This window comes from Sphingomonas aracearum, assembly GCF_003345355.1.
Classification (GTDB): Bacteria; Pseudomonadota; Alphaproteobacteria; order Sphingomonadales; family Sphingomonadaceae; genus Sphingomonas; species Sphingomonas aracearum.
This window is the reverse complement of sequence record NZ_QQNB01000002.1, coordinates 493,223-519,967: the sequence shown is the minus strand read 5'-3', so window position 1 is coordinate 519,967 and position 26,745 is coordinate 493,223. Positions and strand designations below refer to the sequence as shown.

General features: G+C 68.2%; 24 protein-coding genes and 1 other annotated feature. Of the genes, 12 read left to right on the top strand and 12 right to left on the bottom strand.

Translation table 11 applies throughout. The features are described from left to right. Nucleotides 1-47: 47 nt before the first annotated feature. The 8 genes from purL to aroQ form a co-directional block, all read right to left on the bottom strand. Complete coding sequence (gene purL, locus DVW87_RS09675; RefSeq protein WP_114687571.1) at nt 48-2,261, bottom strand: phosphoribosylformylglycinamidine synthase subunit PurL; 2,214 nt, start codon at nt 2,259-2,261, stop codon at nt 48-50. Nucleotides 2,262-2,307: 46 nt separating this feature from the next. Then, a complete protein-coding gene (locus tag DVW87_RS09670; RefSeq protein ID WP_114687570.1) occupies nt 2,308-3,786 on the bottom strand; it encodes a SulP family inorganic anion transporter in 1,479 nt (492 codons plus the stop codon). A 62-nt stretch (nt 3,787-3,848) separates the two neighbouring features. Continuing rightward, nucleotides 3,849-3,904: a sequence feature (sul1 is cis-regulatory element that is thought to sense ions involved in sulfur or methionine metabolism; They are found in Alphaproteobacteria), on the bottom strand. Between the two features lie 83 nt (nt 3,905-3,987). Then, nucleotides 3,988-5,418 (bottom strand): phospholipase D-like domain-containing protein, encoded by a 1,431-nt coding sequence (locus DVW87_RS09665; protein WP_114687569.1) that lies wholly within the window; start codon nt 5,416-5,418, stop codon nt 3,988-3,990. 2 nt (nt 5,419-5,420) lie between these two features. Beyond that, nucleotides 5,421-5,759, bottom strand: coding sequence for an arsenate reductase family protein (locus DVW87_RS09660; protein WP_114687568.1), 339 nt, complete (start codon nt 5,757-5,759; stop codon nt 5,421-5,423). Next, entirely contained in the window at nt 5,756-6,745 is a 990-nt protein-coding gene (locus DVW87_RS09655; protein WP_181814788.1) for a DUF4268 domain-containing protein, read from the bottom strand. The genes DVW87_RS09660 and DVW87_RS09655 overlap by 4 nt, the downstream gene beginning before the upstream one ends. Before the next feature lie 58 nt (nt 6,746-6,803). Next, the gene (gene accC / locus DVW87_RS09650; RefSeq protein WP_114687566.1) at nt 6,804-8,156 is read right to left on the bottom strand and encodes an acetyl-CoA carboxylase biotin carboxylase subunit; all 1,353 of its coding nucleotides are present in this window, start codon (nt 8,154-8,156) and stop codon (nt 6,804-6,806) included. 4 nt (nt 8,157-8,160) lie between these two features. Beyond that, nucleotides 8,161-8,616 (bottom strand): acetyl-CoA carboxylase biotin carboxyl carrier protein, encoded by a 456-nt coding sequence (gene accB, locus DVW87_RS09645; RefSeq protein ID WP_114688174.1) that lies wholly within the window; start codon nt 8,614-8,616, stop codon nt 8,161-8,163. A gap of 60 nt (nt 8,617-8,676) precedes the next feature. After that, nucleotides 8,677-9,111, bottom strand: coding sequence for a type II 3-dehydroquinate dehydratase (gene aroQ, locus DVW87_RS09640; RefSeq protein ID WP_114687565.1), 435 nt, complete (start codon nt 9,109-9,111; stop codon nt 8,677-8,679). Between the two features lie 183 nt (nt 9,112-9,294). Between aroQ and thiS the strand changes: the two genes are divergently transcribed. The 5 genes from thiS (at nt 9,295) to DVW87_RS09615 (ending at nt 13,991) form a co-directional block, all read left to right on the top strand. After that, nucleotides 9,295-10,302, top strand: coding sequence for a sulfur carrier protein ThiS (gene thiS / locus DVW87_RS09635; RefSeq protein ID WP_114687564.1), 1,008 nt, complete (start codon nt 9,295-9,297; stop codon nt 10,300-10,302). 92 nt (nt 10,303-10,394) lie between these two features. Next, entirely contained in the window at nt 10,395-10,577 is a 183-nt protein-coding gene (locus DVW87_RS09630) for a CsbD family protein (RefSeq protein ID WP_114687563.1), read from the top strand. 185 nt (nt 10,578-10,762) lie between these two features. Next, nucleotides 10,763-12,253 (top strand): circularly permuted type 2 ATP-grasp protein, encoded by a 1,491-nt coding sequence (locus DVW87_RS09625; RefSeq protein ID WP_114687562.1) that lies wholly within the window; start codon nt 10,763-10,765, stop codon nt 12,251-12,253. Between the two features lie 11 nt (nt 12,254-12,264). After that, nucleotides 12,265-13,200, top strand: coding sequence for an alpha-E domain-containing protein (locus tag DVW87_RS09620; RefSeq protein WP_114688173.1), 936 nt, complete (start codon nt 12,265-12,267; stop codon nt 13,198-13,200). Beyond that, nucleotides 13,200-13,991: a transglutaminase family protein gene (locus tag DVW87_RS09615; protein WP_114687561.1), complete on the top strand. Its 792-nt coding sequence runs from the start codon at nt 13,200-13,202 to the stop codon at nt 13,989-13,991. Before DVW87_RS09620 ends, DVW87_RS09615 begins: the two co-directional genes overlap by 1 nt. A 39-nt stretch (nt 13,992-14,030) precedes the next feature. Here the strand turns inward: DVW87_RS09615 and DVW87_RS09610 are convergent, their stop codons facing one another. Next, a complete protein-coding gene (locus DVW87_RS09610; RefSeq protein ID WP_114687560.1) occupies nt 14,031-14,819 on the bottom strand; it encodes an arginyltransferase in 789 nt (262 codons plus the stop codon). 220 nt (nt 14,820-15,039) lie between these two features. Further along, complete coding sequence (locus DVW87_RS09605) at nt 15,040-16,281, bottom strand: threonine ammonia-lyase (RefSeq protein WP_114687559.1); 1,242 nt, start codon at nt 16,279-16,281, stop codon at nt 15,040-15,042. Nucleotides 16,282-16,439: 158 nt separating this feature from the next. Between DVW87_RS09605 and DVW87_RS09600 the strand changes: the two genes are divergently transcribed. The 3 genes from DVW87_RS09600 to DVW87_RS09590 are packed head-to-tail and all read left to right on the top strand — an operon-like array spanning nt 16,440 to nt 19,313. After that, nucleotides 16,440-17,294, top strand: coding sequence for an NAD(P)-dependent oxidoreductase (locus DVW87_RS09600; protein ID WP_114687558.1), 855 nt, complete (start codon nt 16,440-16,442; stop codon nt 17,292-17,294). Continuing rightward, nucleotides 17,291-18,922: an amidohydrolase gene (locus tag DVW87_RS09595; protein ID WP_114687557.1), complete on the top strand. Its 1,632-nt coding sequence runs from the start codon at nt 17,291-17,293 to the stop codon at nt 18,920-18,922. Before DVW87_RS09600 ends, DVW87_RS09595 begins: the two co-directional genes overlap by 4 nt. A 52-nt stretch (nt 18,923-18,974) precedes the next feature. Beyond that, nucleotides 18,975-19,313, top strand: a complete 339-nt coding sequence (locus DVW87_RS09590) for a YciI family protein (RefSeq protein WP_114687556.1) — start codon at nt 18,975-18,977, stop codon at nt 19,311-19,313. Between the two features lie 85 nt (nt 19,314-19,398). On the opposite strand, the gene ctrA is transcribed toward DVW87_RS09590, so the two are convergent. Together ctrA and DVW87_RS09580 are read right to left on the bottom strand one after the other, a co-directional pair. Then, on the bottom strand, nt 19,399-20,094 hold the full coding sequence (gene ctrA / locus DVW87_RS09585; RefSeq protein ID WP_114687555.1) for a response regulator transcription factor CtrA: 696 nt from the start codon (nt 20,092-20,094) through the stop codon (nt 19,399-19,401). 149 nt (nt 20,095-20,243) lie between these two features. Beyond that, entirely contained in the window at nt 20,244-21,185 is a 942-nt protein-coding gene (locus tag DVW87_RS09580) for a LysR family transcriptional regulator (protein ID WP_114687554.1), read from the bottom strand. A gap of 162 nt (nt 21,186-21,347) precedes the next feature. Here DVW87_RS09580 and wrbA point away from each other — a divergent pair, with 162 nt between their 5' ends. The 4 genes from wrbA (at nt 21,348) to DVW87_RS09560 (ending at nt 26,664) form a co-directional block, all read left to right on the top strand. Beyond that, the gene (gene wrbA, locus DVW87_RS09575) at nt 21,348-21,950 is read left to right on the top strand and encodes an NAD(P)H:quinone oxidoreductase (protein WP_114687553.1); all 603 of its coding nucleotides are present in this window, start codon (nt 21,348-21,350) and stop codon (nt 21,948-21,950) included. Nucleotides 21,951-22,079: 129 nt separating this feature from the next. After that, nucleotides 22,080-23,330, top strand: a complete 1,251-nt coding sequence (locus DVW87_RS09570) for a polyhydroxyalkanoate depolymerase (protein ID WP_114687552.1) — start codon at nt 22,080-22,082, stop codon at nt 23,328-23,330. Nucleotides 23,331-23,536: 206 nt separating this feature from the next. Beyond that, complete coding sequence (locus DVW87_RS09565) at nt 23,537-24,073, top strand: biliverdin-producing heme oxygenase (RefSeq protein ID WP_114687551.1); 537 nt, start codon at nt 23,537-23,539, stop codon at nt 24,071-24,073. A gap of 5 nt (nt 24,074-24,078) precedes the next feature. Beyond that, nucleotides 24,079-26,664, top strand: a complete 2,586-nt coding sequence (locus DVW87_RS09560) for an HWE histidine kinase domain-containing protein (RefSeq protein WP_239017844.1) — start codon at nt 24,079-24,081, stop codon at nt 26,662-26,664. Nucleotides 26,665-26,745 lie beyond the last annotated feature (81 nt).

The window sequence follows — 26,745 nt, the reverse complement described above, 5'->3', positions numbered from 1 at the left end:
CTAGCGTTACTGCGACGCGTTCGCAAGGCTTCTGCGGGCGATTCGCATTATGCTTCCACTTCGCCGGCCATCAGCTGCGGGAAGAACCCTTCATGGGCGCTGCGCAGGTCGGCGATGCTGACGCAGTGATCGCCCCTGGCGAGTTCGAAGATGACGCGATTCGCGATGGTGCGACCGATCCGCTCCACCTTCACGCCCGCCGCATCGCCCGCGCCCAGGAAGTCGAGCAGCTGCGCGTCGTCGATCGTGGCGAGATACAGGCCCTGATCCTCGGCGAACAGCTCCGCCGGGTTTCCGACCGGCAGGTGCGAGATGAGCGCGCCGATATTGCCCGCCAGCGCCATTTCGGCGACGGCCACGGCGATGCCGCCGTCCGACACGTCGTGGCAGGCGGTGATCGCGCCCTTGGTGATCTGCGCGCGCACGAAGTCGCCGGCGGCCCGCTCGGCGGCGAGGTCGACGCGCGGCGGCGGCCCTTCCTCGCGGCCGTGCAGCTCGCGCAGCCATAGCGACTGGCCGAGCTGGCCGCGCGGGGTGCCGATCAGGACGAGCACGTCGCCGGTCTGCTTGAAGGCGATCGTCGCGGACTTCGACCAGTCGGCGAGCAGGCCGACGCCGCCGATCGCCGGGGTGGGCAGGATGGCGGAGCCGCCACCCGTCGCCTTGCTCTCGTTGTAGAGCGACACGTTGCCGGACACGATCGGATAGTCGAGCGCGCGGCACGCCTCGCTCATGCCCTCCAGGCAGCCGACGATCTGGCCCATGATCTCGGGCCGCTGCGGATTGGCGAAGTTCAGGCAGTTGGTGATGGCGAGCGGCTGCGCGCCCACCGCCGTGAGGTTGCGCCAGGTCTCGGCCACCGCCTGCTTGCCGCCCTCGACCGGATCGGCATAGCAATAACGCGGGGTGCAGTCGGTGGTGATCGCCAGCCCCTTGTCCGTCCCGTGCACGCGCACCACCGCCGCGTCGCCGCCGGGGCGCTGCACGGTGTCGGCGCCGACCTGCGTGTCGTATTGCTCCCAGATCCAGCGGCGGCTGGCGATATCGGGCGAGCCCATCAGCGTGAGGAGATCGGCGGCGGGATCGACGCACTCGGGGACGTCGACCAGCGCCTTTGGGGCGGGCGTCGGCACGTGCGGGCGGTCGTAGAGCGGGGCCTCATCCGCGAGCGGGCCGAGCGGAATGTCGCAGACGGTCTCGCCATCGAACGTCAGCACCATGCGGCCGGTGTCCGTGACATGGCCGATGACCGCGAAGTCCAGTTCCCATTTGCGGAAGATGGCCTCGGCGAAATCCTCGCGGCCGGGCTTCAGCACCATGAGCATCCGCTCCTGGCTTTCCGACAGCATCATCTCATAGGGCGTCATGCCCTCCTCGCGCTGCGGCACCGCGTTCATGTTCAGCTCGATGCCGACGCCGCCCTTCGACGCCATCTCGACCGAGGAGGAGGTGAGGCCGGCCGCGCCCATGTCCTGAATGGCGACGATCGCGTCGGAGGCCATGAGTTCGAGACAGGCCTCGATCAGCAGCTTCTCGGTGAACGGATCGCCGACCTGCACGGTGGGGCGCTTCTCGTCGGACTTCTCGTCGAAATCCGCCGACGCCATGGTCGCGCCGTGGATGCCGTCGCGGCCGGTCTTGGAGCCGACATAGACGATCGGATTGCCGATGCCGGAGGCGGCCGAATAGAAGATCTTGTCCTGATCGGCGATGCCCACCGTCATCGCGTTGACCAGGATGTTGCCGTCATAGGCCGGGTGGAAGTTCACCTCGCCGCCGACCGTCGGCACGCCCACGCAATTGCCGTAGCCGCCGATGCCATGGACGACGCCCGAGATCAGGTGCCGCATCTTCGGATGCTCGGGCCGGCCGAAGCGCAGCGCGTTCATGTTGGCCACCGGCCGCGCGCCCATGGTGAACACGTCGCGCAGGATGCCGCCCACGCCCGTCGCCGCGCCCTGATAGGGCTCGATGTACGAGGGGTGGTTGTGCGATTCCATCTTGAAGATGGCGGCCTGGCCATCGCCGATGTCGATCACGCCGGCATTCTCGCCGGGGCCGCAGATCACCTGGGGGCCGGTGGTCGGCAGCTTTTTCAGGTGCAGCCGGCTCGACTTGTAGCTGCAATGCTCGGACCACATGACCGAGAAGATGCCGAGTTCCACCAGGTTCGGCTCGCGACCGAGCGCGTGGAGCACGCGGTCATATTCTTCCGCGGAGAGCCCGTGCTGGGCGACGATCTCTGGAGTGATTTCGGCCATGTGTCGCGCCTGTAGCGGGCAAGGCGGCGTTCGTCACCCCAGCCTGTCAATGCGGCACGGCGCCCAGCTCCACGCCGGTCTTGTCGTGCAGTGCGAAGCGGTCGATCAGGTCGGCGCTGGCGCGGTTGTAGCCGACCACCTCCACCTGAATGCCATCGCGACGCAGGCGGGCGACGATCTTGTCGAGCGCGCCCACGCCCGAAATGTCCCAGAAGTGCGCGGCGGTGACGTCGATCACCACGCGGCGCGCCGGCTCCGCGGCGGCAAAGGCGCTGGTGAAGCGATCCACCGACGCGAAGAAGATCTCGCCCGAGACACGGTAAATCGCGATGCCGCCTGCCTCGCTGCGCTCCACCGCGAACATGCGGCGCACCTTGCCGGCGAAGAAGATGCCCGACAGCAGCACGCCCGTGGCCACGCCCGCCGCGAGATTGGCGGTGGCGACCACCACCACGACGGTGGCCAGCATCACGGCCGAGGAGGTCGGCGGATGGCGGCGGAGGTTCGCGATCGAGTTCCAGCTGAAGGTGCCGATCGACACCATCACCATGACGGCGACCAGCGCCGGCATCGGAATGCGACCGACCACCGGGCCGAGCACCGCCAGCAGGAACAGGAGAAACGCGCCGGCGACAAAGGTGGAGAAGCGCGTCCGCCCGCGCGAGGTGACGTTGATGACGGACTGGCCGATCATCGCGCATCCGCCCATGCCGCCGACCATGGCGGCCGCCACGTTGGCCGCGCCCTGGCCCCAGCATTCGCGGCGCTTGTCGCTGGCGGTGTCGGTCATGTCGTCGACGATCTGCGCGGTCAGCAGCGATTCGAGCAGCCCTACCGCCGCCATCGTCAGCGAATAGGGCAGGATGATCCGCAGCGTCTCCAGCGTGAGCGGTACGTCCGGGAGAGCGAGGCTGGGCAGGCCTTCCGGCAGGCGCCCCATGTCGCCCACCGTGCGCACCGGCAGGCTGAGCGCGATGCTGGTCGCGGCGAGCACCAGGATGGCGACCAGCGGCGAGGGCACGGCCCCGGTGAGCCGCGGGAACAGGTAGATGATCGCCAGCCCGGCCGCGACCATCGCATAGGTGTGCCAGGTGACGCCGGTGAGTTGCGGCACCTGTGCGAGGAAGATAAGGATCGCGAGCGCATTGACGAAGCCGGTGATGACCGAGCGCGAGACGAACTGCATCAGCAGGTCGAGCCGCAGCAGCCCGGCGATCGCCTGGATCACGCCCATCAGGATGGTCGCGGCGAACAGGTATTGCACGCCGTAGTCGCGCACCAGCGGGGTGACGACCACCGCCACGGCAGCGGTGGCGGCGGAAATCATCGCCGGGCGTCCACCCAGAAACGAGATGACCAGCGCAATGGCGACGGAGGCGTACAGGCCGACGCGGGGGTCGACCCCGGCGATGACCGAAAAGCCGATAGCCTCGGGGATCAGTGCCAGCGCGACGACGATGCCGGCAAGCACGTCATGGCGCGCTTGTGCGGCGCCGGTGAACCATTCGGTCCGGTTGAACAGCATGGGAAATCCAAAATCAGGCACCGGCGCTCGCCCGCGGGCGAAGCATTTCTCGCCGGTGTGGTGATTGTCCGGCGGATCGGCGGCCGGAAGAGCCACCCGGGATTGCACCGGGTCCTTGTGGATGGCGCGGGCTTTAGCGGAGCGTAGCGGCCTGAGGCAAGCGCAATGCTCCTCGGTCGTGCTCCCGCGCAGGGGAAAGGCTCAGCGCCGCCGCAGGTGCCGGAGGAGGCCGCCTTTCGCCATCGCCTCGAACGGGCTGTCCTCGCCCGAATCCAGCACCTCGTTGTCGGCCAGCCACTTCTCGACCCCGCTCAGGTCCGGCACCTCGTAGGGCACGAACGTGCGGCCGGGCCGGCGCAGGCGGTCGACCGTGGCGATCAGCGAGCCCGTCTCCGCCAGCGTGGCCGCCACCGTCTCGCGATCGCTGCCGAGATGCTCGGCGAGCAGCCCGTTGCGGATGGCGGCGATGCAGGCGGGGTCGGCGCCCTGTTCCTCATCGATCGTGACGTCGCATTCGGTGTCCAGCCGCAGCGAGCGATTGTTGAAATTGGACGAGCCGATGCGCAGCACGGCCTCGTCCACCACCAGGATCTTGGCATGAACGTAGATCGGCGTGCCGCCCTCGGTCTGCGGGTGGAACAGGCGCAGGCGGTCGTGCGTGTCGCGGTGCTTCAGCGCCTGGAACAGGCGGGCGCGGGCGGTGTCCATCGCCACCGGCTCCAGCCAGCCCTCGGCCGTGTCCGGGTTGACGATCACGATTTCCGGGCCGTCCGGCTCGGCCAGCCGCTTCGCCAGCGCCTCGGCGATGCGGCGCGAGGCGAAATACTGGCTTTCGGCATAGATGTGGCGGCGCGCGCGGGCGATCAGGTCGAGGTAAAGCTGCTCGATCTCGTAGATCGGCTCCTGATCGTCCATGGCCGGCTGGGTGCGCGAGATCGCCACGTCGACGGCGGTGAAATCGGGTTCGAGATCGTCCGGCCAGCAATCGTTGGTGACGTTCGGCGCCGCGATCGGGTCGCCGCCGGCGCGTTCCCAGCGGTCCCGGCACAACGTTCCCAATGCGGCGGCGGCCTCGCCCATCAGCGCGGTGGTGGCGTCGTGCCACGGCTTCAACTGCTTGCCGCCCGGCCGCAGCGCGCGGCAGGGCTGGTCGTCCAGATGCTCGCGCGTGTCCCAGCGGCCGGAGGTCATGTCGATGCCGCCGGCAAAGGCGAGGCAATCGTCCACCACCACGATCTTCTGGTGATGCGAGGCGCCGACCGGATGCTTGCCGTCGAGCTTGGCATGGATGCGCGGATGCGCCAGCCACCTGGCGAGCGTGACGACATTGCTGCCCCGCGCCAGCGTCTTCAGCGCGCCCACGTCCCAGCGCAGCGTGTAGACCTGCAGTTCGGGATCGCGCTCCACCAGCCAGTGGATGAAGTCGACCACCCGGGTGGGCGCGCCGTCCTGCGGATCGTGGCCGGGCATCAGGTCGATCCGCGCGTCGAAGTCCCATCCGATCAGCAGGATCTGCTTCTTCGCCTTCAGCATCGCCGAGCGCGCGGCGCGGAAATAGCGATCCGCGTCGATCAGCACGGTTGCCTTGTCCGCCCGCGCCAGGCGCCAGCAATTGCGGCCGGGCGCGAGCATGGTCACAGGATCTCCCGCACGCGTTCGGGCGGGCGCGCGAGGCGCACGCCCTTCGCCGTTTCGACCAGCGGCCGCTCGATCAGGATCGGATCGTCCGCCATGGCGGCGAGGATGGCCTCGTCACCGGCGCCGGCCAGCGCCTTTGCGCCCGGCTCCGCCTTGCGCAGCCCGTCGCGTACGCTCATCTCCGCCCGCGCGTACAGGGAGGCAAGCACCGCGGCGGTGGGCGGCGTGCTGAGATATTCGATCACCTGCAGCTCGATGCCGGGCGTTTCGCGCAGGATGGCCAGCGCTTCGCGCGATTTCGAGCAGCGCGGATTGTGCCAGATGGTCGCCTTCATCCCAGCAGGTCCTCCACATCGTCGGCCGGCCCGAGATCGAGCGTTCTCACGCGATCGGCGAAGACCCTGCGAAAGCGTTGCATCTTGTCCAGCATCCAGCCGTGAAGATCGGCGAAGTGCCGCGGATCCGACGGATCGACCTCGCCGCGGAACAGGGCGATGCGACTTGCCTTCTTGGTCGGAAGTTCCTGCCAGTCGAGCCGCTCGCCGAAGTCGTGCTCAATGGCGCGCCGCTGATCCAGCAACTGCCTGATGCCGGACTTGTGCCGATCGTTGTGGAAATACAGCTCCACGCCGACCCGCCGCTTCTGCGTGCTGATCGTGGCGGAGATGACCACGCCGCCACGACCGATCGGGAATTCGAACCAATGATCGCGATTGTCGCGCCGGATCACGAAGCTGGGATCGTGCGCTTTCAGATACTCGGCGAAGGACGCCCAGTAGGCCAGCCGAACGCGGTGACGCTCCTTGTCTTCTGCGCTCTCGACCCGTGCCGTCGCGCGAACCGACTTTGTCCAGCTGTTCGGCTTGGCCACCACGTTGAAGAACGGGGCGGGATCGCTGTTGCCGATGCGCAGCGCCTCGATCTCCACGGCGAAGAAGCTGTATTCTTCCGAGGTGCTGGCGTTCAGCCAGTCGATCGCCGCGCGGTGGCTGTCCTTGAACTGCTCGGCGACCCAGATCGTCGTGGTCGGGCGGCTCTGGCTGGCGACATAGCTGATGAGCTGGCCGAGATGCCCGTGATCGGTGCGGCCGAACTGGTTTTCGATCACCACCGGATCGCCCGAACTGTCCGTCGCCAGGATGTCGAGCCGGAAGTCGCCCAGGATCACCTCGGTGCCGCTATGCTCCAGCTCGCCGAGTTGCAGCGCCCCCGCCAGGAGATCGAGGTTCTGCGCCAGCCACGGCGTGAACACCCGTGCCTCGTCGCCCCACACTTCGCGGGCGGGGAGTGCGACCAGCCGGCCCGGCGCCGGATCCTTCACGCGTCCTGCCGCTCCAGCTGGCTGTCGCGACAGGGGAAGGCCGTGCCCCGCACGCCCATCATGATCCCTGCCGCTCCAGCCAATCCTCCAGCCACTTGATCGTATACTCGCCGGCCTGGAACTCCGGATCGTCGAGCAGCGCCTGGTGGAGCGGGATGGTGGTGGTCGGCCCCTCGATCACGAACTCCTCCAGCGCACGGCGCAGGCGGCGAAGCGCGCCCGCGCGCGTGGTGCCGTAGACGATCAGCTTGGCGATCATCGAGTCGTAATAAGGCGGGATGCGATAGCCGGCGTAGAGCCCGCTATCGACGCGCACGTTCATGCCGCCGGGCGCATGGTATTGCGTAACGAGGCCGGGCGAGGGCGCGAAGGTGCGCGGGTGCTCGGCGTTGATGCGGCACTCGATGGCATGGCCGCGGAAGACGACATCCTCCTGCCGCAGCGTCAGCGGATGCCCCTCGGCGACGCGGATCTGCTCGCGCACCAGATCGAGCCCGGTGATCGCCTCCGTCACCGGATGCTCCACCTGCAAACGGGTGTTCATCTCGATGAAGTAGAACTCGCCGGCTTCCCACAGGAATTCGATCGTGCCGGCGCCGCGATAGCCCATGTCGGCCATCGCCTTGGCGCAGACGGTGCCGATCCGGTCGCGCTCCTCGGTGGAGAGAACGGGGGAGGGCGCCTCCTCCAGCACCTTCTGATGGCGGCGCTGGAGCGAGCAGTCGCGCTCGCCCAGGTGGATCGCCTGGCCGTTGCCGTCGCCGAACACCTGAATCTCGATGTGGCGCGGATTGCCGAGATACTTTTCGAGATAGACGGTGGCGTCGCCGAACGCGGCCTTCGCCTCGCTGCCGGCCTGCTGCATCAGCGTCTCGAGTTCGTCCTCGGAGGTGCAGACCTTCATGCCGCGGCCGCCGCCGCCCGATGCCGCCTTGATGATAACGGGATAGCCCGCGCGCGCGGCGATCGCCTTGGCCTCGGCCAAGTCGCCGATCGCGCCGTCCGAGCCGGGGACGAGCGGCAGGCCGAGCGCGCCGGCGGTGCGCTTCGCCTCGATCTTGTCGCCCATGGTGCGGATATGCTCGGGCTTCGGGCCGACGAAGATCAGCCCGTGCGCCTCCACGATCTCGGCGAACTTGGCGTTTTCGGAGAGAAAGCCGTAGCCGGGATGGATCGCATCCGCGCCGGTGATCTCGGCGGCGGAGATGATGTTGGCGATGTTGAGGTAGCTGTCCGCCGCCGCCGGAGGGCCGATGCACACGGCCTGATCGGCGAGGCGCACGTGCATCGCATCGGCATCGGCGGTGGAATGCACCGCCACCGTCTGGATGCCCATCTCGTGGCAGGCGCGGTGGATGCGCAGCGCGATCTCGCCGCGATTGGCGATCAGGAGCTTCTTGATCTCGGGCACGTGCTTACTCGACCACGACCAAAGGCTGGTCGAACTCCACCGGCTGGCCGTTCTCGACCAGGATCGCCTTCACCGTGCCGGCGGCGGTGGCGGTGATCGGGTTCATGACCTTCATCGCCTCCACGATCAGCAGCGTGTCGCCCTCGGCCACCTGCTTGCCCACCGCGATGAACGGCGCGGCGCCCGGCGTGGCGGCGAGATAGGCGGTGCCGACCATCGGCGATTTCACCGCGTTGAGGGCAGCGGCCGGAGCGGCCTCGGCGGGCGGTGCGGCGAGAGCCGGGGCGGCCTGCACCGCGGGTGCCGGCGCATAATGCACCCCGGCGGGCGCAGCGGCCACCGCCGGCGCCTTGCGGGCGATGCGCAACTTGCGGTCGCCATCCTCCACCTCGATCTCGGTGAGGCTGGTGTCGTCGAGCAGCTGTGCGAGCTGGCGGACCAGCTCGACATCGATGCGCATGGAATTGTTGTCGTCGTGGCTCACGTCTTGAGCTTCCCCTTTATCCGGCGAGCGCCTTTGTCAGATGCGTGCCGCCGCTTCAAGCGCGAGGAGGTATGACAGCGCGCCGAACCCCGCGATGGTTCCCTTCGCCGCGCGCCCGACAAAGCTTGTGTGGCGGAATTCCTCGCGCCGGTGCGGGTTGGACAAGTGGACCTCGATCACCGGCGTCGTCACCGACTTGATCGCATCATGGATGGCGACGGACGTATGCGTGAAGCCACCGGCGTTGAGCAGCACGGCTTTCGCCTCCTCCGCCTGCGCCTCGTGCAGCCAGTCGACCAGATGGCCCTCGTGATTGGACTGGCGCATGTCGATCGAGAGGTCCAGCTCGCGCGCCCGATCCTCCAGGAGGCCGGCAATGTCGTCCAGCGTGTCGTGCCCGTAGATCTCCGGCTCGCGCAGGCCGAGCAGGTTGAGGTTCGGGCCGTTGAGGACGTAGATGGTATCGGGCATGGCGGCTCCCGGTTGAATGGCGGACGGCGCGGGACTAGGTGCGTTGCATCACCTCCTAGCCCGTTCGCCCTGAGCTTGTCGAAGGGCAGTTCTTCTTTTCGCCGGGTAGAGAAGAAGAGCAGGGCTTCGACAAGCGCAGCCCGAACGGAAAAGGGCGGGGCCCAAGGCCTCGCGCACATGCTCATGCCGCATACCGATGGAACCGTCTCGATCAGCGTCAATGGCGAGCATCGCCGCGTGCCGGCCGGCTTGTCGATCGCGCAGCTGGCCGCCGACATGGGGCTGGTGCCGGAAAAGGTCGCGGTGGAGCGCAACCTGGAGGTGGTGCCGCGCTCCACGCTGGCGCAGGTGTGCGTGGAGGATGGCGACGAGCTGGAGATCGTCCATTTCGTGGGCGGCGGCGACCATGCCGCGCCGATAACGGACGATAGCTGGACGGTGGCGGGCCGTACCTTCCGCTCGCGCCTGATCGTCGGCAGCGGCAAGTACAAGGACTTCGCGCAGAACGCGGCGGCGCTGGAGGCATCGGGCGCGGAAATCGTCACGGTGGCGGTGCGGCGGGTCAACGTGTCGGATCCGAACGCGCCGATGCTGACCGACTTCATCGATCCGAAAAAGGTCACCTACCTGCCCAACACGGCCGGCTGCTTCGATGCCGAAAGCGCGATCCGCACCCTGCGGCTCGCACGGGAGGCCGGTGGCTGGGATCTGGTGAAGCTGGAAGTGCTGGGCGAGGCGCGCACGCTCTACCCCGACATGGTGGAAACGCTGCGCGCGACGGAGGTGCTGGCGAAGGAAGGCTTCCTGCCGATGGTCTATTGCGTGGACGATCCGATCGCGGCGAAGCGGCTGGAAGATGCCGGCGCGGTGGCGATCATGCCGCTGGGCGCGCCGATCGGCTCGGGCCTGGGCATCCAGAACAAGGTGACGATCCGCCTGATCGTCGAGGGGGCCAAGGTGCCGGTGCTCGTCGATGCCGGCGTCGGCACCGCGTCGGAGGCGGCAGTGGCGATGGAGCTGGGCTGCGACGGCGTGCTGATGAACACCGCCATCGCCGAGGCCAAGGACCCGATCCTGATGGCCGCGGCGATGAAATCGGCGGTGGAAGCGGGGCGGCTGGCGTACCGCGCCGGGCGCATGGGGCAGCGCCGCTATGCCGACCCGTCCAGCCCGCTTGCCGGCCTCATCTGAGCGCATCCGGGGGAACCCGGATCGGCCCCTGTCCGTTCTTGATCCAGGTTTGGCGGAAAGCGTCAAAGCACCGGGATTTCAGGAGACGAACGATGGGCGAACTGACCGACAAGATCAAAGGCAACCTGAACGAGGCCGTAGGCAACGTGAAGGAAGCGGTTGGCAAGCACAACAACGACGCGGACCTCGCCGCAGAGGGCAAGGCCCAGCAGGTCGAAGGCAAGGGCGAGCAGTTCAAGGGCAAGGTCAAGGGCGCGCTCGGCGACGACATCTGACCCCAGGGCTCCACGCAGGAGAAGGGCCGTCCCGGAACACCGGGGCGGCCCTTTTTTTATTTCGCCGGCATCTTGTTCCCCCCTCCGCCAGCGGCCAGCGCACATAAGTTCGCGCGTGCCCTTGTGCGGCGCAACATTCGCGCGCAGCATGGAACAACAAGGCTTACGGAGGCTTTACCGTTTCGATGGGGCAACGAGCGTTCGACGAGGTCAGGGGGCAGGGCGCAACGGCGCGGCCGGAGCTTCATGCGCTTGAACGCTGGATTGCCGAAACCCCGCCGGGCGAGTTGAAGCGGCGGCAGCAATCGGCCGAGGCGACCTTCCGGCAGCTCGGCATCACCTTTGCGGTATATGGCGAAAGCGATGCCAGCGAGCGCATCATCCCCTTTGACATCGTGCCGCGCGTGTTCCTGCCCGGCGAATGGGCGCGCCTGTCCGAAGGGCTGGTGCAGCGGGTGGAGGCGATCAACGCCTTCCTGAAGGACATATACGGCCCGCGGCGCATCCTTGCCGAAGGCGTGCTGCCGGCCGACCTCATCTTCGGCAATCCGCAGTTCCGCCCGGAGATCGCCGGCCTGCGTCCGCCGCACGACGTGTGGGCGCATATCTGCGGCATCGATCTCGTGCGCACGGGTCCGGACGATTTCTTCGTGCTGGAGGACAATGCGCGCACGCCGTCCGGCGTCAGCTACATGCTGGAAAACCGGGAAGCGATGCTGCGGCTGTGCCCCGAGCTGTTCCGCAACTTCCGCGTCGCGGCGGTGGACAGCTATCCGGATCGCCTGCTGGAGACGATGCGCTCGGTGGCGCCGCACGGACGCGGCGTCAATCCGGTGTGCGTGGTGCTGACGCCCGGCCACTACAACTCCGCTTATTACGAGCACAGCTTCCTGGCCGATTCCATGGGCGTCGAGCTGGTCGAGGCGGCGGACCTGGTGGTGGACGACGACAAGGTGTTCATGCGCACCATCGGCGGGCTGGTGCAGGTGGACGTGATCTACCGCCGGGTGGACGACGACTTCCTCGACCCGCTGGTGTTCCGCCCCGATTCGATGCTCGGCGTACCCGGCCTGATCGCCGCCTTTGCCGCCGGCAACGTCGCGATCCTCAACGCGCCGGGCAACGGCATCGCCGACGACAAGGCGATCTACAGCTACATGCCCGAGATCGTCCGCTTCTATTCGGGGGGCGAGGCGAAGCTGCCGAACGTGGAGACGTGGCGCTGCCGCGAGCCGGAGGCGCTGCGCTACACGCTCGACCACCTGGAGCAGCTGGTCGTCAAGCTGGTCGACGGGTCGGGCGGCTATGGCATGCTCGTCGGCCCCACCGCGAGCCGGGCGGAGATCGAGGCGTTCCGCGCCGCCCTGATCGCCGAGCCGCACCGCTATATCGCGCAGCCCACGCTGGCGCTGTCCACCGTGCCGACGCTCAGCGATGCGGGGCTGGCGCCGCGCCATGTCGATTTCCGCCCCTTCGTGCTGACGGGCGCGAACGGCGTGCAGGTGGTGCCGGGCGGCCTCACCCGCGTCGCGCTGAAGGAGGGCTCGCTGGTGGTGAACTCCTCGCAGGGCGGCGGGACCAAGGACAGCTTCGTGCTGATGGACGAGCCCGAGCCGGGACAGTCGCAATCGCAATCGCAATCGGCGGGCGGCATGTCCCAGAGCCAGGGGAGCTGACGCGCATGCAGATGCTCTCGCGCACCGCTTCCTCCCTTTACTGGCTCGGCCGCTATGTCGAGCGCGCGGATTTCATCGGCCGGCTGGTGGAGGCCACGGTACGGCTGGACGTGCTGTCGCCGCGCCCCGCGGGCGATGCCGCCTGGGCCAGCGCGCTGGCGGTGACCGATACCGACGCCGCCTTTGCCGCCAACGGGCGCACCGTCGGCCCGCAGGAAGTCGCCCGTTTCCTGACGATCGACGGCTGCCATCCGGGCTCCATCGTCCGCTGCCTCGACATGGCGCGCAACAACGCCCGCGCGGTGCGCACCGCGCTGACGCGGGAAGCATGGACCGCGATCAACCGCGCATGGCTGATCTTCGACAAGCGCGCGGGGCCTGCGGGGCCGATGGCGACGCTGAACCTTGTGGAGGCGGTGCAGACCGAAGCGCGCGGGTTCGAAGGCGCGATCCATCGCATGCTGCGCAATCAGACGACCTGGTTCATCCGCCTGGGCCAGGCGGTGGAGCGCGCCGACAACACCGCGCGCCTGCTCGACGTGAAGTACCACCTGCTGCTGCCCGCGGGCGAGCGGGTCGGCGGCGTGGTGGACCGCGACCAGTGGACCACCATCCTGCAGACCGTCTCGGCGGTCACCGCCTATCGCTGGCTCTATTCCGAGGGCTTGCGGCCGGCCAACGTGATCGACCTGCTGATCGCCCGCAGCGAGCTTCCGCGCAGCCTGGCGGCGAGTTGCGAAGAGGCGGTGGACATCCTCAACCTGCTGGCCAAGCGCACCGGCCTGCACGGCGAGGCGGATCGCATGGCGCGCATGCGTCAGGCGCGCATGGCCAAGACCAAGAGCGGCGAGGTGATCGCCAGCGGTCTGCACGAGTTCCTGAAGGCGTTCATCGAGGAGAATGCGCAGATGCATTTCGCGATCGGCCGGCAGTTCAAGTTCGGCTGATGCGTCTCGCGATCGATCACCGCACGACCTATCGCTTCAGCGAGCCGCAGCGCCGCCTGACGCAGTTGCTGCGCCTGCATCCCGGCGACACCAGCAACCAGACGGTGGCCGGCTGGCACGTCCATGTCGATTGCGACGCCCGGATGCGGCACGGGCGGGACGGCTTCGGCAATCACACCACCATGTTGTATGTCGACGGACCGGTACGCGAGATCGAGATCGCGGTGTCCGGCGAGGTGATGACCAGCGACGCCGGCGGCGTGGTGAGGGGCGGTGCCGAGCCGCTGCCGCCGGCCCTGTTCCTGCGCTTCACGCCGCTGACCACGCCCGACGACGCGATCCGCGCCTTTGCGGAGGGGGTGCGCGGCGGCACCGCGATCGAGCAGCTGCACCGGCTGAACGTCGCCCTGTTCGAGCGCGCGACGGTGAAGGAGATGCGGCTGGTGCCCCGGCGTACCGCCGCCCAGGCCTTTGCCGCCGATGCGGTGACCCCGCGCGGCATGGCGCACATCTTCGTCGCCGCCGCGCGCGTGCTGGGGGTGCCGGCGCGCTATGTCAGCGGCTATCGCTCGGACGGGGCGCACCATTCCATGCCGCACGGCTGGGCGGAGGCGTGGGTCGACGATCTCGGCTGGATCGGTTTCGATGCCACCGCCGGGCTGTCGTGCGACGACCATTATGTTCGCGTCGCGGCGGCGCTGGATCATGCCGGCGCGGCGCCGGTGGCAGGCTCGCGGCTGGGCGAGGGGACCGAGCGGATGGACGTGGACGTGGTGGCACGCGAAAGCTGAGCGCCTTCACCCCTCCCCTTTGAAGGGACGGGAAGTAGGTTACGCCAGCACGTCGCTCAGCACCTTGGGCGCGGCGGGGGGAGCGATCACCGCATCCTCGTCCGTCAGCAGCATCCAACCCTGCGGCCCGAGCACCTCGATCGGGCGATAGCGCACCTTGTAGGCCATGCGCGCCGAACCCTTCACCCAATAGCCGAGATAGACATAGGCCAGGCCGACGCTGCGCGCGCGCAGGATATGGTCCATGATGATGAAGTTGCCGAGGCCGGGACGGTCGCCGTCCGTTTCGAAGAAGCTGTAGATCATCGACAGGCCGTCCGCCTGCTGATCGGTGAGGCAGGCGCCGACCAGCCGGCCCTGCGCGCCGTTCACGCCGGGCTCGCGATATTCCACGATGTAGCTGTCGACGGGCGAATGCTCGACCATGTCGGCATAATCGCTCTCGTCCATGCCGGACATGCCGCCGCTGGGATGGCGCGCGGCAAGGTAGCGGCGCAGCAGCTGGAACTGCTCGTCCGTCGCCCAGGCCCGGCAGGCGGAAACCTCGAGGTCGCCGTGCCGCTTCATCAGCTTGCGCTGGCTGGCATTGGGCTGGAAATCGGGTGTCACCACCCGCACCGATACGCAGGCCGTGCAGCCCGCACAGGAGGGGCGGTAGGCCACCGACTGGCTGCGCCGGAAGCCGATACGGCCGAGCGCGTCGTTCAGCTCGCCGGCGTGCGGGCCGTTGAGCTCGGTGAACACCTTTCGCTCTTGCCGGCCCGGCAGATAGGGGCAGGGCGAGGGGCTGGTGACGAAGAAACGCGGAAAGCGGAAAGGCGCGGTCACCGGCAATGTCCCTGGCGCGCGGAGGGTCCGAACCGCGCTGCGCGGCCGTTATGAATCGCCGGACTCATCCTGAAAAGCCGCTTTACCATGAAAGAGAGTTAACGCCCCCCGCGTCCCCGCAAAAGCCCGGATGCGGGCTTTGCGCGGGAGCTTAGCGCAGCGGCACGCCGTTGGAGAGACGGAGTTCCCTCCGCCTGCCGCACGCCCGATTCCGTCTGGCTCAGGCGAGCTCGACCAGGCTCACCTGATAGCCGGCGTCGCGGATGGCGGAGATCAGCCGCTCCAGATGCGCGCGGTCGCGGGTCTCGCATTCCACGTCGAGGCTGAGGCCCTTGGCCGGCAGGTTCGTGAAGATGCGCTGGTGCGACAGTTCCAGGATGTTCACCCGCTGCGCATCGAAGATCCGCGCCACGTTGTAGAGCGCGCCCGGCTGGTCCTGCAACCGGATGCGCAGCCGCGCGAGCCGGCCGGACCGGGCGAGATCGCGCAGCAGCACGTTGGCGAGCAGCCGCGTGTCGATGTTGCCGCCGCACAGCACCACGCCGACCGTGCGGCCTTCGAACCGTCCGGGGTGCTGGAGCAGCGCGGCGAGCCCTGCGGAGCCCGCGCCCTCCACCACCGTCTTCTCGATCTGGAGCAGCAGGCTCACCGCTTCCTCCAGGCTGCGTTCGGAAACGAGCACGATGTCGTCCACCAGCTCGGACACCATCTGCGCGGTGACGCCGCCCGGCTCCTTCACCGCGATGCCCTCGGCCAGCGTGTCGCCCTCGCACGGCATCTGCGTGCCGTTGATGCGGTTGTACATGGAGGGGTAGAGCTCGGCCTCCACCCCGATCACCTCCACGGGAGTGCGCCAGTTCTTGGCAACGGTCGCCATGCCGGAGATCAGGCCGCCGCCGCCGATCGGCGTCAGGAACGTGTCGATGCTCGGCACGTCCTCCAGCATCTCGATCGCGGTGGTGCCTTGCCCCGCGATCACGCGCACATCGTCGAACGGGTGGACGAAGGTGATGCCGCGCTCCGCCTCCAGCAGCCGGGCATGGGCATAGGCCGCGTCGAACGTGTCGCCGTGCAGCACCACGTTGGCGCCGTGGCCCTCCGTCTGCACCACCTTCACCGTGGGCGTGTTGGTGGGCATCACGATGGTGCAGGCGATGCCCAGCCGGTTGGCATGATAGGCCAGCCCCTGCGCATGATTGCCGGCCGAGGCCGCGATCACGCCCTTGGCGCGGGCTTCCGCGTCCAGTTGCAGCAGCGTGTTGAGCGCGCCGCGCTCCTTGTAGGCGGCGGTGAACTGCAGGTTCTCGAATTTCAGGTAGACGGTGGCGCCGGTCAGCTCGCTGAGCGTGCGGCTGATGAGGGTGGGCGTGCGCACGATCGCGTCGCGAATCCGCATGTGCGCCGCCATCACGTCCCCGAGGGAGACGGGGAGGGGAGCTGCGGTCTTCGCGAGAGTTGCCATGTGTTCGTCCAATCGCCCCGAGCTTGCCGAAGGGCCGCCTTTTCCGCCTCCGCGCTCCCGGAAAAGGGGCGATGCTGCGACAAGCTCAGCAGGAACGGAGGATGCAACCGCCTAGACCATCTGGCGTCGCGGGGGAACACCGCCTATCGCGTGGAGCCATGACCAGGATCGCCTTTATCGGCCTGGGCGTAATGGGCGCGCCGACGGCCGGTCATCTCGCCAGCGCAGGCCACGACGTCACCGTCTACAACCGCACCCGCGCCAAGGCGGAAGCGTGGGTGGAAAAGCATGGCGGCTCGCTGGCCGAAACCCCGGCGGAGGCCGCGCGGGGGGCGGAAGTGGTCGTCACCTGCGTCGGCAACGACGACGATCTGCGCGCCGTGACGCTCGGCCCCGATGGTGCGTTCGGCGCCATGGACGACGACGCCCTGTTCATCGATCACACCACCGTTTCCGCCGCGATCGCGCGCGAGCTGGCGGCGGCGCGTCCGGGGTCGGTGGACGCGCCGGTATCCGGCGGGCAGGCGGGTGCGGAGAACGGCAGGCTTTCCGCCATGTGCGGCGGCTCGGCCGAGGCGTTCGCGCGCGCCGAGCCGATCCTTGCGGCGTACTGCGCCAAGGTCGTGCACATCGGGGAAGCGGGCGCGGGGCAGACCGCCAAGATGGTCAACCAGATCTGCATCGCCGGGGTGCTGCAAGGCGTGTCGGAGGGGCTGCGCTTCGCCCAGGCGAGCGGACTCGACCTCGACCAGGTGCTGGAGGCGATCTCCGGCGGCGCGGCGCAGAGCTGGCAGATGGTCAATCGCTGGCCGACCATGGCGCGGGACGAGTTCGACTTCGGGTTCGCGGTCGACTGGATGCGCAAGGACCTGGGCCTCGCGCTGGACGAGGCGAAGCGCAACGGCGCGGTGCTGCCGATGACGGCGCAGGTCGATCAATTCTATGCGGAGGTGCAGAAGATGGGTGGTGGCCGCCAGGATACGAGCGCCCTCGTGCGGAGGCTGCCGCGATGATCCGCACGTTCCTGCTGGCCGGCGCCGCCGCCGTCGCGCTCGCGCCTGCCGCTCATGCCGATGCGCTGATCGACAACGTCAACGGCATGACGATGGACGCCAACGGCAAGGTGATCCGCTTCACCGGCCTGCTGCTGACGCCGGACGGCAAGGTGTCCAAGCTGCTGAAGTCCGGCGACAAGCGCCCGGAAAAGCTGGACTGGAGGTCCGACATGAAGGGCCGGGTGCTGCTGCCCGGCTTCGTGGACGCGCACGGCCATGTCTTCGCGCAAGGCTATCGTGCGCTGGAACTCGACCTGTCCGATACCACCTCGCTGGCGGATGCGCAGACGAAGATCGCCGCTTATGCCCGCGCCAATCCGGAGAAGCGCTGGATCACCGGCGGCGGCTGGAACCAGGAGGTGTGGAAGCTGGGCCGCTTCCCGACCAGCGCGGACCTGGACGCCGCATTGGGCGACCGTCCGGTCTGGCTCGCCCGCGCCGACGGCCATGCCAGCTGGGCCAACAGCGCCGCGCTCCGCGCCGCCGGTGTCACCTCGAAAAGCGTCTCCCCGGCCGGCGGGCGGATCGAGGGCGGCGTGTTCGTCGACGCGGCGCAGAGCCTGATCGACAAGGTGGTGCCGCAGCCGCTGCCGCGCGACATGAGCCAGGCGTTCCTTGCCGCGCAGAAGATCCTGCTGCGCTACGGCGTGACGGCCACGGCCGACATGGGCACGAGCGTGGAGGAATGGCTCGCCTATCGACGGCTGGGCGATGCCGGGTCGCTGCGGGTGCGCATCATGTCCTACGGCATGGGCGTGGACACCGCGGTGAAGGTGGCGGGCGCGGGGCCGACGCCGTGGCTCTACAACGATCGCCTGCGCATGGGCGGGATCAAGCTGTACGAGGACGGCGCGCTCGGCTCGCGCGGGGCGTGGCTCAAGCAGCCTTATGCCGATGCGCCCGGCCAGTCGGGCGCGGGCTTCATGGCCGACGACGTGATCCGCAACCTGATGGTGCGCGCCGCCATGGACAATTTCCAGGTCGCCGTGCACGCGATCGGCGACAAGGCCAATGCCGAGGTGCTCTCCGCGATCGAGGACATATCGGACAGCTACAAGGGCGATCGCCGCTGGCGCATCGAGCATGCGCAGATCGTCGATCCGGCCGACCTGCCGCGCTTCGCCAAGGACAATGTGATCGCCTCCATGCAGCCGACGCATGAGACGAGCGACTGGCGCATGGCGGAGGCGCGGCTCGGGCCGGCGCGGCTGCGCGGTGCCTATGCATGGAACGCGATGCTGCAAAGCGGCGCTAGGCTCGCTTTCGGATCGGACTTCCCGGTCGAAAAGCCCGATCCCTTTGCCGGCTGGGCCGCGGCGTTCACCCGCCAGGACGCGGCCGGCGAGCCGTTCGGCGGCTGGCAGCCGGACGAGCGCATCACCCGCGAACAGGCCTGGTGGGCGCTCACCGCCGGCGGCGCCTGGGCCGGCTTTGCCGAGGACAAGTTCGGCCGTCTGGCGGCGGGGCAACGCGCCGACTTCATCATCGTCGACCGCGACCCGCTGCTCGCCAGCCCCACCGAGCTGCGCGCCACCAAGGTCCTCCAGACCTGGATCGGCGGGCAGAAGGAATATGAGGCGAACTGAGGGGGAGGTTCTCGTCGGATTATCAGTGCGGGGTGGTAGCTAGGATCATGTCATGGCCAAGTACCTGATATCCTTTCCCAGCCGCGCGATGCAGCTTGGCGCGGAGGAGCTCGTGGCGGCGGGTGTCGATTCGCGGACCGTGATCGAGCAGGCCAAGGCGGCCGGGGTCTATGTCTTCGCCGGCGGGATCGACGAGAGGGCCGCTCCGGTGCTGGTGGCAGCCGATGGCTCGACGACGCCGAACATCTATCCCGACAGCCACCTGAACGGCGGCTTCACCGTGCTGGATGTGTCAACGCGCGAGGAGGCGGTAGCGTGGGCGGGCAAGCTCGCCGCTGCCTGCCGGTGCTCCCAGGAATTGCGCGCGTTCCTGTACGATCCGGCGAGTTGAGTCGGGCGAGCTGTCGCCCCACACAAGAAAAAGCCGCGGACGTTCCCCCGAACGCCGCGGCTTCTTCGTCCCCGCTCGGGTGAAATCAGGCGACCGCGGCCACCTCGTCCGGCTCGCGCAGCACATAGCCGCGGCCCCAGACGGTCTCGATATAGTTCTCGCCATCGCAGGCCAGGCTGAGCTTCTTGCGCAGCTTGCAGATGAACACGTCGATGATCTTCAGTTCCGGCTCGTCCATCCCGCCATACAGATGGTTGAGGAACATTTCCTTGGTCAGCGTGGTGCCCTTGCGCAGCGAGAGCAGTTCCAGCATCGCATATTCCTTGCCGGTCAGGTGCACGCGCGCGCCGTCGACCTCTACGGTCTTGGCATCGAGGTTCACCGCCAGCTTGCCGGTCTTGATGACCGATTGCGAATGGCCCTTGGACCGGCGCACCACGGCATGGATGCGGGCGATCAGTTCCTCGCGGTGGAACGGCTTGGTGACATAATCGTCCGCGCCGAAGCCGAACGAGCGGACCTTGGAGTCCATCTCGTTGATGCCGCTGAGGATCAGCACCGGCGTCTGCACCCGGGCGACGCGCAGCTTCTTGAGCACGTCATAGCCGTGCATGTCCGGCAAGTTCAGATCGAGAAGGATGATGTCGTAATCATAGAGCTTGCCCAGATCGAGGCCTTCCTCGCCCAGATCCGTGGTGTAGATATTGAAACCTTCGCTCGTCAGCATGAGCTCGATCGCCTTTGCGGTCGTCGGCTCGTCTTCGATCAGCAGCACGCGCATCTGCAAGTTCCCCTGTGAAGGCGAGCGCCCGTGCCCCCTGTTCGGCCCCGCGCGCTTCCCGGCACAATCCATTAACCTGAACGGATGTGAACGCAAAAGGTTAATATTGTTCTAACCCGCGGGCATCCGCGTGTCGCGGCTGGCAGGCTTCACCCGGCCACCGCCAGCGGGCGCGTCGCCTCGATCATCGGCCGTTCGGCGCAGACGGTGCGGAACCGGTTGGTGAGGAACTCGATCAGGCGCTCCACCCGCGCCGGACGCAGCGCGCCCGGCGGGGTCATCAGGTGCAGCGCCAGCGCCGGGCCCCACCAGTCGGTGAGGATCGGCACCAGCGCGCCGCTGGCGATCTCCTCGTCGACGATGAAGTCGGGCAGCATGCCGACCCCCAACCCGGCGCGCAGGGCCGGCAGCAGCGCGTCGCCGCTGTTGGCGCGCAGCGGGCCTTCGGCACGCACCGTCACCTCCGCCCCGCCGGCACCATAGAAGCGCCAAGGCCCGGAGGCGTTGGTATAGCCGAGACACGCATGGTCGCCGAGCTGCCCCGGATGGGTCGGCGTGCCGGCGCGCGCGAGATAGGCGGGCGCGGCGACCACATGCGCGCGGATCGGCCCCAGCCGGCGCGCGCGCAGCGAACTGTCCGGCAGGTCGGCGATGCGCAGGGCGATGTCGATACCTTCCGCGACGATGTCCACCTTCACGTCCGTCAGGTTGAGATCGACCTGGATGCCGGGGTTCTCGACCAGGAACTCCGCCACCGCCGGCGCCACCGCCAGCAGCCCCAGCGTCATCGGCGCGGTCACGCGCACGAGGCCGGCCGGCTCCGTCGCGCTGTCGTGCGCGGCTTCCTCGGCGGCCAGCGCGTCGGCGAGCAGGCGCTGCGCATGCTCGGCCAGCATCCGGCCGCCCTCGGTGAGCGACAGGCGGCGCGAGGTGCGGTGAAACAGGCTTTGCCCCAGCCGCTGCTCCAGCCGTGATACCGCCTTGGACACGGTCGCCTTGGACACGCCGATCGCCTCGGCCGCGCCGCTGAAGGAGCGATGCTCCACCACGCTGGCGAAGATCGCCCAGGCTTCCAGATCGGGCAGACGCATGACGGTACCTCCGGCCGGCTCCGTATCAGGGGAAACGATAGGTTTCCACCGTTTCCATTTACGCGAGCCGTGTGACGGCGCATGTCGGCGGAAACGTGATGGTTCTCCAGGCCAGGTCGATCGTTCTGACCGAGGCTCACGGCATCAACGAAGGAGCATGCAATGCCCAAGGTTCTCGTTCTTTATTATTCCTCCTACGGCCATATCGAGCAGATGGCCGATGCCGTTGCCGAAGGCGCACGCGCGGCCGGCGCCGAGGCGGACGTGCTGCGCGTGCCCGAAACCGCGCCGGACGCGGTGGTGAAGGCCGCGCACTTCAAGACCGACAGCGCACATGCCGTCATCGAGGGGCCCGAAAAGCTCAAGGAATATGACGCGATCATCGTCGGCGCGCCCACCCGCTTCGGCCGCATGCCGAGCCAGATGGCCGCTTTCTGGGACACCGCCGGCCCGCTCTGGGCCACCGGCGCGCTGAACGGCAAGGTGGGTGCCGCCTTTACCTCCACCGCCACTCAGCATGGCGGCCAGGAAGTGACGATCTTCTCCATCCTGACGAACCTGTTTCACTTCGGCATGGTACTGGTCGGGCTGGACTATGGCTATGAAGGCCATGCCGGCGGCGGCGAAGCGCATGGCAGCACGCCGTACGGCGCCAGCACCATCGCCAATTCGGACGGCAGCCGACAGCCGAGCACCGTCGATCTGGACGGCGCCCGCTACCAGGGCCGCCGCGTCGCGGAGGTCGCCGCCAAGCTCGCGAACTAAGCGCCCCGACGGGGCGGGGGGGCGGTCTCGCTGCGGTGCGGCGAGGCGCTCTTTTGCACTTTGCATGCACCCGAAGCACGGCGTAGGACGTTTCGTTGGAATAACTTATGTCAAGCGATCGGTACGTCCATGCTGTATGACGCCTATGAGTGGCAGCGATCGATGCTCGCAGGTGCGAGCGCGATGGCCAATTTCGGGGCCGACTGGCTGACCCATCCGGCCAATCCGCTGTCCCGCATGGGCGGATCGGTGATGGGCTCCGCCCTCGAAGTGTTCGCCCATGCGTCCGCGCCGCGCGGCAAGCCCGCTTTCGGGTTCGACCATACGACCGTGGGTGGCGAGGACGTGGAGGTCGGCGAGGAAATTCTCCTGCGCAAGCCGTTCGGCCAGCTGAAGCGCTTCCGCCGCGTCCGCGCCGACGGCAGCGAGGCGGGCGAGGGACAGCCGAAGCTGCTGATCGTGGCGCCCATGTCGGGCCATTACGCCACCCTGCTGCGCGGCACCGTGCAACGCATGCTGCCGGTGGCGGACGTGTTCATCACCGACTGGCGCGATGCCCGCAACGTGCCGCTGTCCGAAGGGTCGTTCGATCTGGACGACTATATCGATTACCTCGTCGCGTTCCTGGAGAGGATCGGCGAGGGCGCCGCCGATCCGCGCGCGCACATGCTGGCGGTCTGCCAGCCGTCCGTGCCCTGCTATGCCGCCGCCTGCCTGATGAGCGCGGACAACCATCCCAACCGGCCCAGGACGCTGACCATGATGGGCGGCCCGGTGGACACGCGCGAGGCACCCACCGCCGTCAACACGCTCGCCACCGAGCGTCCGCACGCCTGGTTCCAGCAGAATGCGGTGCAGACGGTGCCGGCCGGCTATTCCGGCGTCGGCCGCCGCGTCTATCCCGGCTTTCTCCAGCTCGCCGGCTTCATGTCGATGAACCTCGGCAACCACATGATGAGCCATTGGGAGATGTTCAAACATCTCGTCCAGGGCGACGGCGAGAGCGCGGACGCAACCAAGAGCTTCTACGAGGAATATCGCTCCGTCTGCGACATGTCGGCGGAATTCTACCTCCAGACGGTGGATCTCGTGTTCCAGCGGCATGCTTTGCCCAGGGGCGAGATGACCCATCGCGGCCGCCCGGTCGATCCCGCCGCGATCACCGATATCGGCATTCTCGCGATCGAGGGCGAGCGCGACGACATTTCCGGCATCGGCCAGACCAGGGCCGCGCTGACGCTGGCGACCAACCTGCCGGACGAGAAGAAGCGCTACCTGCTTGCGGAAGGCGCCGGCCATTACGGCATCTTCAACGGCAGCCGCTGGCGGACGAAGATCGCGCCGGTGGTGGAGGAGTGGATGGCCGCGAACGGCGGCTGATCCCGCTGCCCTCCCGCCGATCCGCTCGCCCCGTCGATATGCCAGTTCCGCAGGCTCCGGCCGCTTCCGGTGGCGCGCAAGAGCCCTGGCATGCGCGGACAGGAACCAGCCAAGGGGCGACAAATGGTTGCGATTGCTCGTTTCACCGCTAATGCTGGCCTGGTGAGTGCCGGTTTCTATCGCTTTCCGTTGCGTCGCGCCCGCGGGTGAAGGCGCACCTCGCCCTGCGGCACGCCACCCGCGCACGCCATGAGGAAGTCGATGCGGCGTTCGGTCGCTTCCGGCTGGACGATCGCGCCGGCTATGCCGCGTTCCTGCAGACGCAGGCGGCCGCGCATCTGCCGGTCGAACGCGCGCTGGAGGAGGCCGGGGCAGGGCAGGTCCTGCCCGACTGGGCCGCACGCCGCCGTGCCCCGCTGCTGCGCGCCGACCTTGCCGATCTGGGCATGGCGGCGGACGAACTGCCCCCGCCATCGCTGACGGGCGAGGCGGCGATCCTCGGTGCGATCTACGTGCTGGAGGGCTCCCGCCTTGGCGGCGCCTATCTCGTTCGCGGCGTGCCCTTGTCGCTGCCGCGCCGCTTCCTGTCCGCGCCGGCCGCGCCGGGTTCCTGGCGGGCGCTGCAAGCGCATCTGGACGCGCGGCTCGCCGACGATGCCGCCCTCGAAGCGGCGATCACCGCCGCCGACACCATCTTTGCCTGTTTCGCCACGGCCGGACGGCAGCAACTGGAGCTGAGCTGAAACCCGTGGCCACGAACCTGAAGCCGGTGCTGCCCGGCGACCTGATCGATCTCACCAATTGCGATCGCGAGCCGATCCACCAATTGGGCGCGATCCAGCCGATCGGCTTCCTGCTTGCGCTGAACCAGCACTGGATCGTCGAGCGGGCCTCCGCCAATCTGCACGACTTTCTCGGCATCACGCTGGCGGAGGCGATCGGCGAGCCGCTGGGTGCGCTGATCGGCGACACGGCGGTGCACAGCTTCCGCAACCGCGTGGCCATGCTGCGCGGGGCCGATGCGGTGGAGCGCATCTTCGGCTGCTCACTGCGCGACGACATGCGCGCGTTCGACATCGCGCTCCACGTCTCCGGCGACCAGATCGTCATTGAGGGCGAGCCGGCGGCGGGCGAACATGGCGACGCCACCAACACCGTGCGTTCCATGATTCTGCGCTTGGATCAGACGGCCGACCTGCCGCGCTTCTTCAACGAGGGCGCCCGCCTCGTGCGCGGGCTCACCGGCTATGACCGGGTGATGGTCTACCGCTTCTCCCAGGACGGGTCCGGCGAAGTGGTGGCGGAGGCGGTGAAGCCCGGCATCGGCAGCTTCAAGGGCCTGCATTACCCCGCCACCGACATTCCCGCCCAGGCGCGCGAGCTGTACCGCCGCAACCTCCTGCGCATCATCACCGATGTGGATGCGACGCCCGTGCCCGTGCATCCCGCGCTCGACCCGCGCGGCCGCCCGCTCGACCTGTCGCTGTCGATCCTGCGCTCGGTGTCGCCGATCCATATCGAATATCTGAAGAACATGGGCGTGCGCGCGTCCATGTCGATCTCGATCATGGTGGACGACCAGCTGTGGGGGCTGTTCGCCTGTCACCATTACAGCCCCATGTCGCCCAGCTTCGAACGGCGCTCGGTGTGCGAGCTGTTCGCGCAGATGTTCTCGATGCGGCTCGAAAGCCGCGAGCGCAAGGATCTGGTCGAGTTCGAGCGGCGCGCGCGCGACATCTCCGATCAGCTGCTGGGCGCGGTGGCGTCCGACGAAACGCTGCTCAACGATCCCGACTGGCTGGGCAGCATCCTCACCAGCGCCATTCCCGCCGACGGCGTGGGCGTGTGGATCAACGGCAGCCACGCTTTCTGGGGCCAGACGCCCAATGCCGAGCAGTTCCGCCGCATCGTCACCCAGCTGAACGAGGTCAGTGACGGGCGGGTGCTCGCCACCGATCGGATCGGCGACGTGGTGCCCGGCGGGGAAAGCTTCTCGTCCTCGGCCGCCGGCATGCTGGCCATCCCGATCTCGCGCCAGGCACGCGATTTCGTGGTGCTGTTCCGCGCCGAGATGATCCGCTCGGTCAGCTGGGGAGGGGACCCGCACAAGCCGATGGAATACGGCCCCAACGGCCCGCGCCTGACCCCGCGGCAGAGCTTTGCCGAGTGGAAGGAACTGGTCGAGGGGCGCGCCAAGGCGTTCACCCCGTCCGAGCTGCGGGTGGCCGAAACGTTGCGCGCGACGCTCATCGAGGTGGTGCTGCGCATGGCGGACGAGGCGCAGCGCCTGCGCCAGGCGGCGAACGAGCGGCAGGAGCTGCTGATCGCCGAGCTCAACCACCGGGTGCGCAACATCCTGGGCGTGATCCGCGGGCTCATCCGCCAGTCCAAGCCGCATGACGGCTCGCTGGAAAGCTTCGTCAAGCTGGTGGACGGGCGCATCCATGCGCTCGCCCGCGCGCACAACCAGATCACCGACGACCATTGGGGGCCGGCGCCGCTCCATGCGCTGATCGACGCGGAAGCCGCCGCCTTCCTTGCCGAAGGGCCGACCCGCATCCGCACGCATGGCGATTTCGTGCTGCTCAATCCGCAGGCCTATTCCACCATGGCGCTGGTGATCCACGAACTGGTCACGAATTCGGCCAAATATGGCAGCCTGTCCGACAGCGGCACGGTGGATATCGACTGGCGGCGCAGCCCGGCCGGAGACCTGCTGGTCGACTGGGTGGAGCAGGGTGGCCCCGCCGTCGTGCCGCCTACCCGCAAGGGCTTCGGCACCACCATCGTCGATCGCTCCGTCCCCTACGATCTCGGCGGAGAAGCCCGGATCGAGTATCTGCCCGCCGGCGTGCGGGCCTATTTCCGCATTCCGGCCCGCCACGTCCATGATGGCGGCGAGGACCGCACGCCCACCATCAAGTTCCCGCGTCCGGCGCTGGGCCACCCGGTGGCGCCGCCGACCCAGGTGCTGGGCGGGCAGCGCGTGCTCCTGGTGGAGGACAGCCTTATCATCGCGCTCGATGCCGAGGACGTGCTGGAACGGCTCGGTGCCGACCGGGTGACGACGGCGGCGACGGTGGACGCGGCGCTCGAGGCGCTCGACGTGTTCGAGCCGACTCTCGCGATGCTCGACATCAACCTGGGCGACCGGACCAGCTATCCGGTCGCCGATGCGCTGGACGCGCGCGGCATCCCGTTCCTGTTCGCCTCCGGTTATGGCGAGCAGGCGCAGCTGCCCGAACAGCATGGCGGCCGGTCGGTGGTGCAGAAGCCCTACACGATCGAGAACGTCGCCCGCGCTCTCGACCAACTGCTGACGAGCGTTCGCTGATCGCCGGGCGGGCAAGAACGCCGTTCAGGTGAGTTTCGGTACCTACCCGGCCTCGCTTGCCCCTTGTGGGAGAAAGCGTGG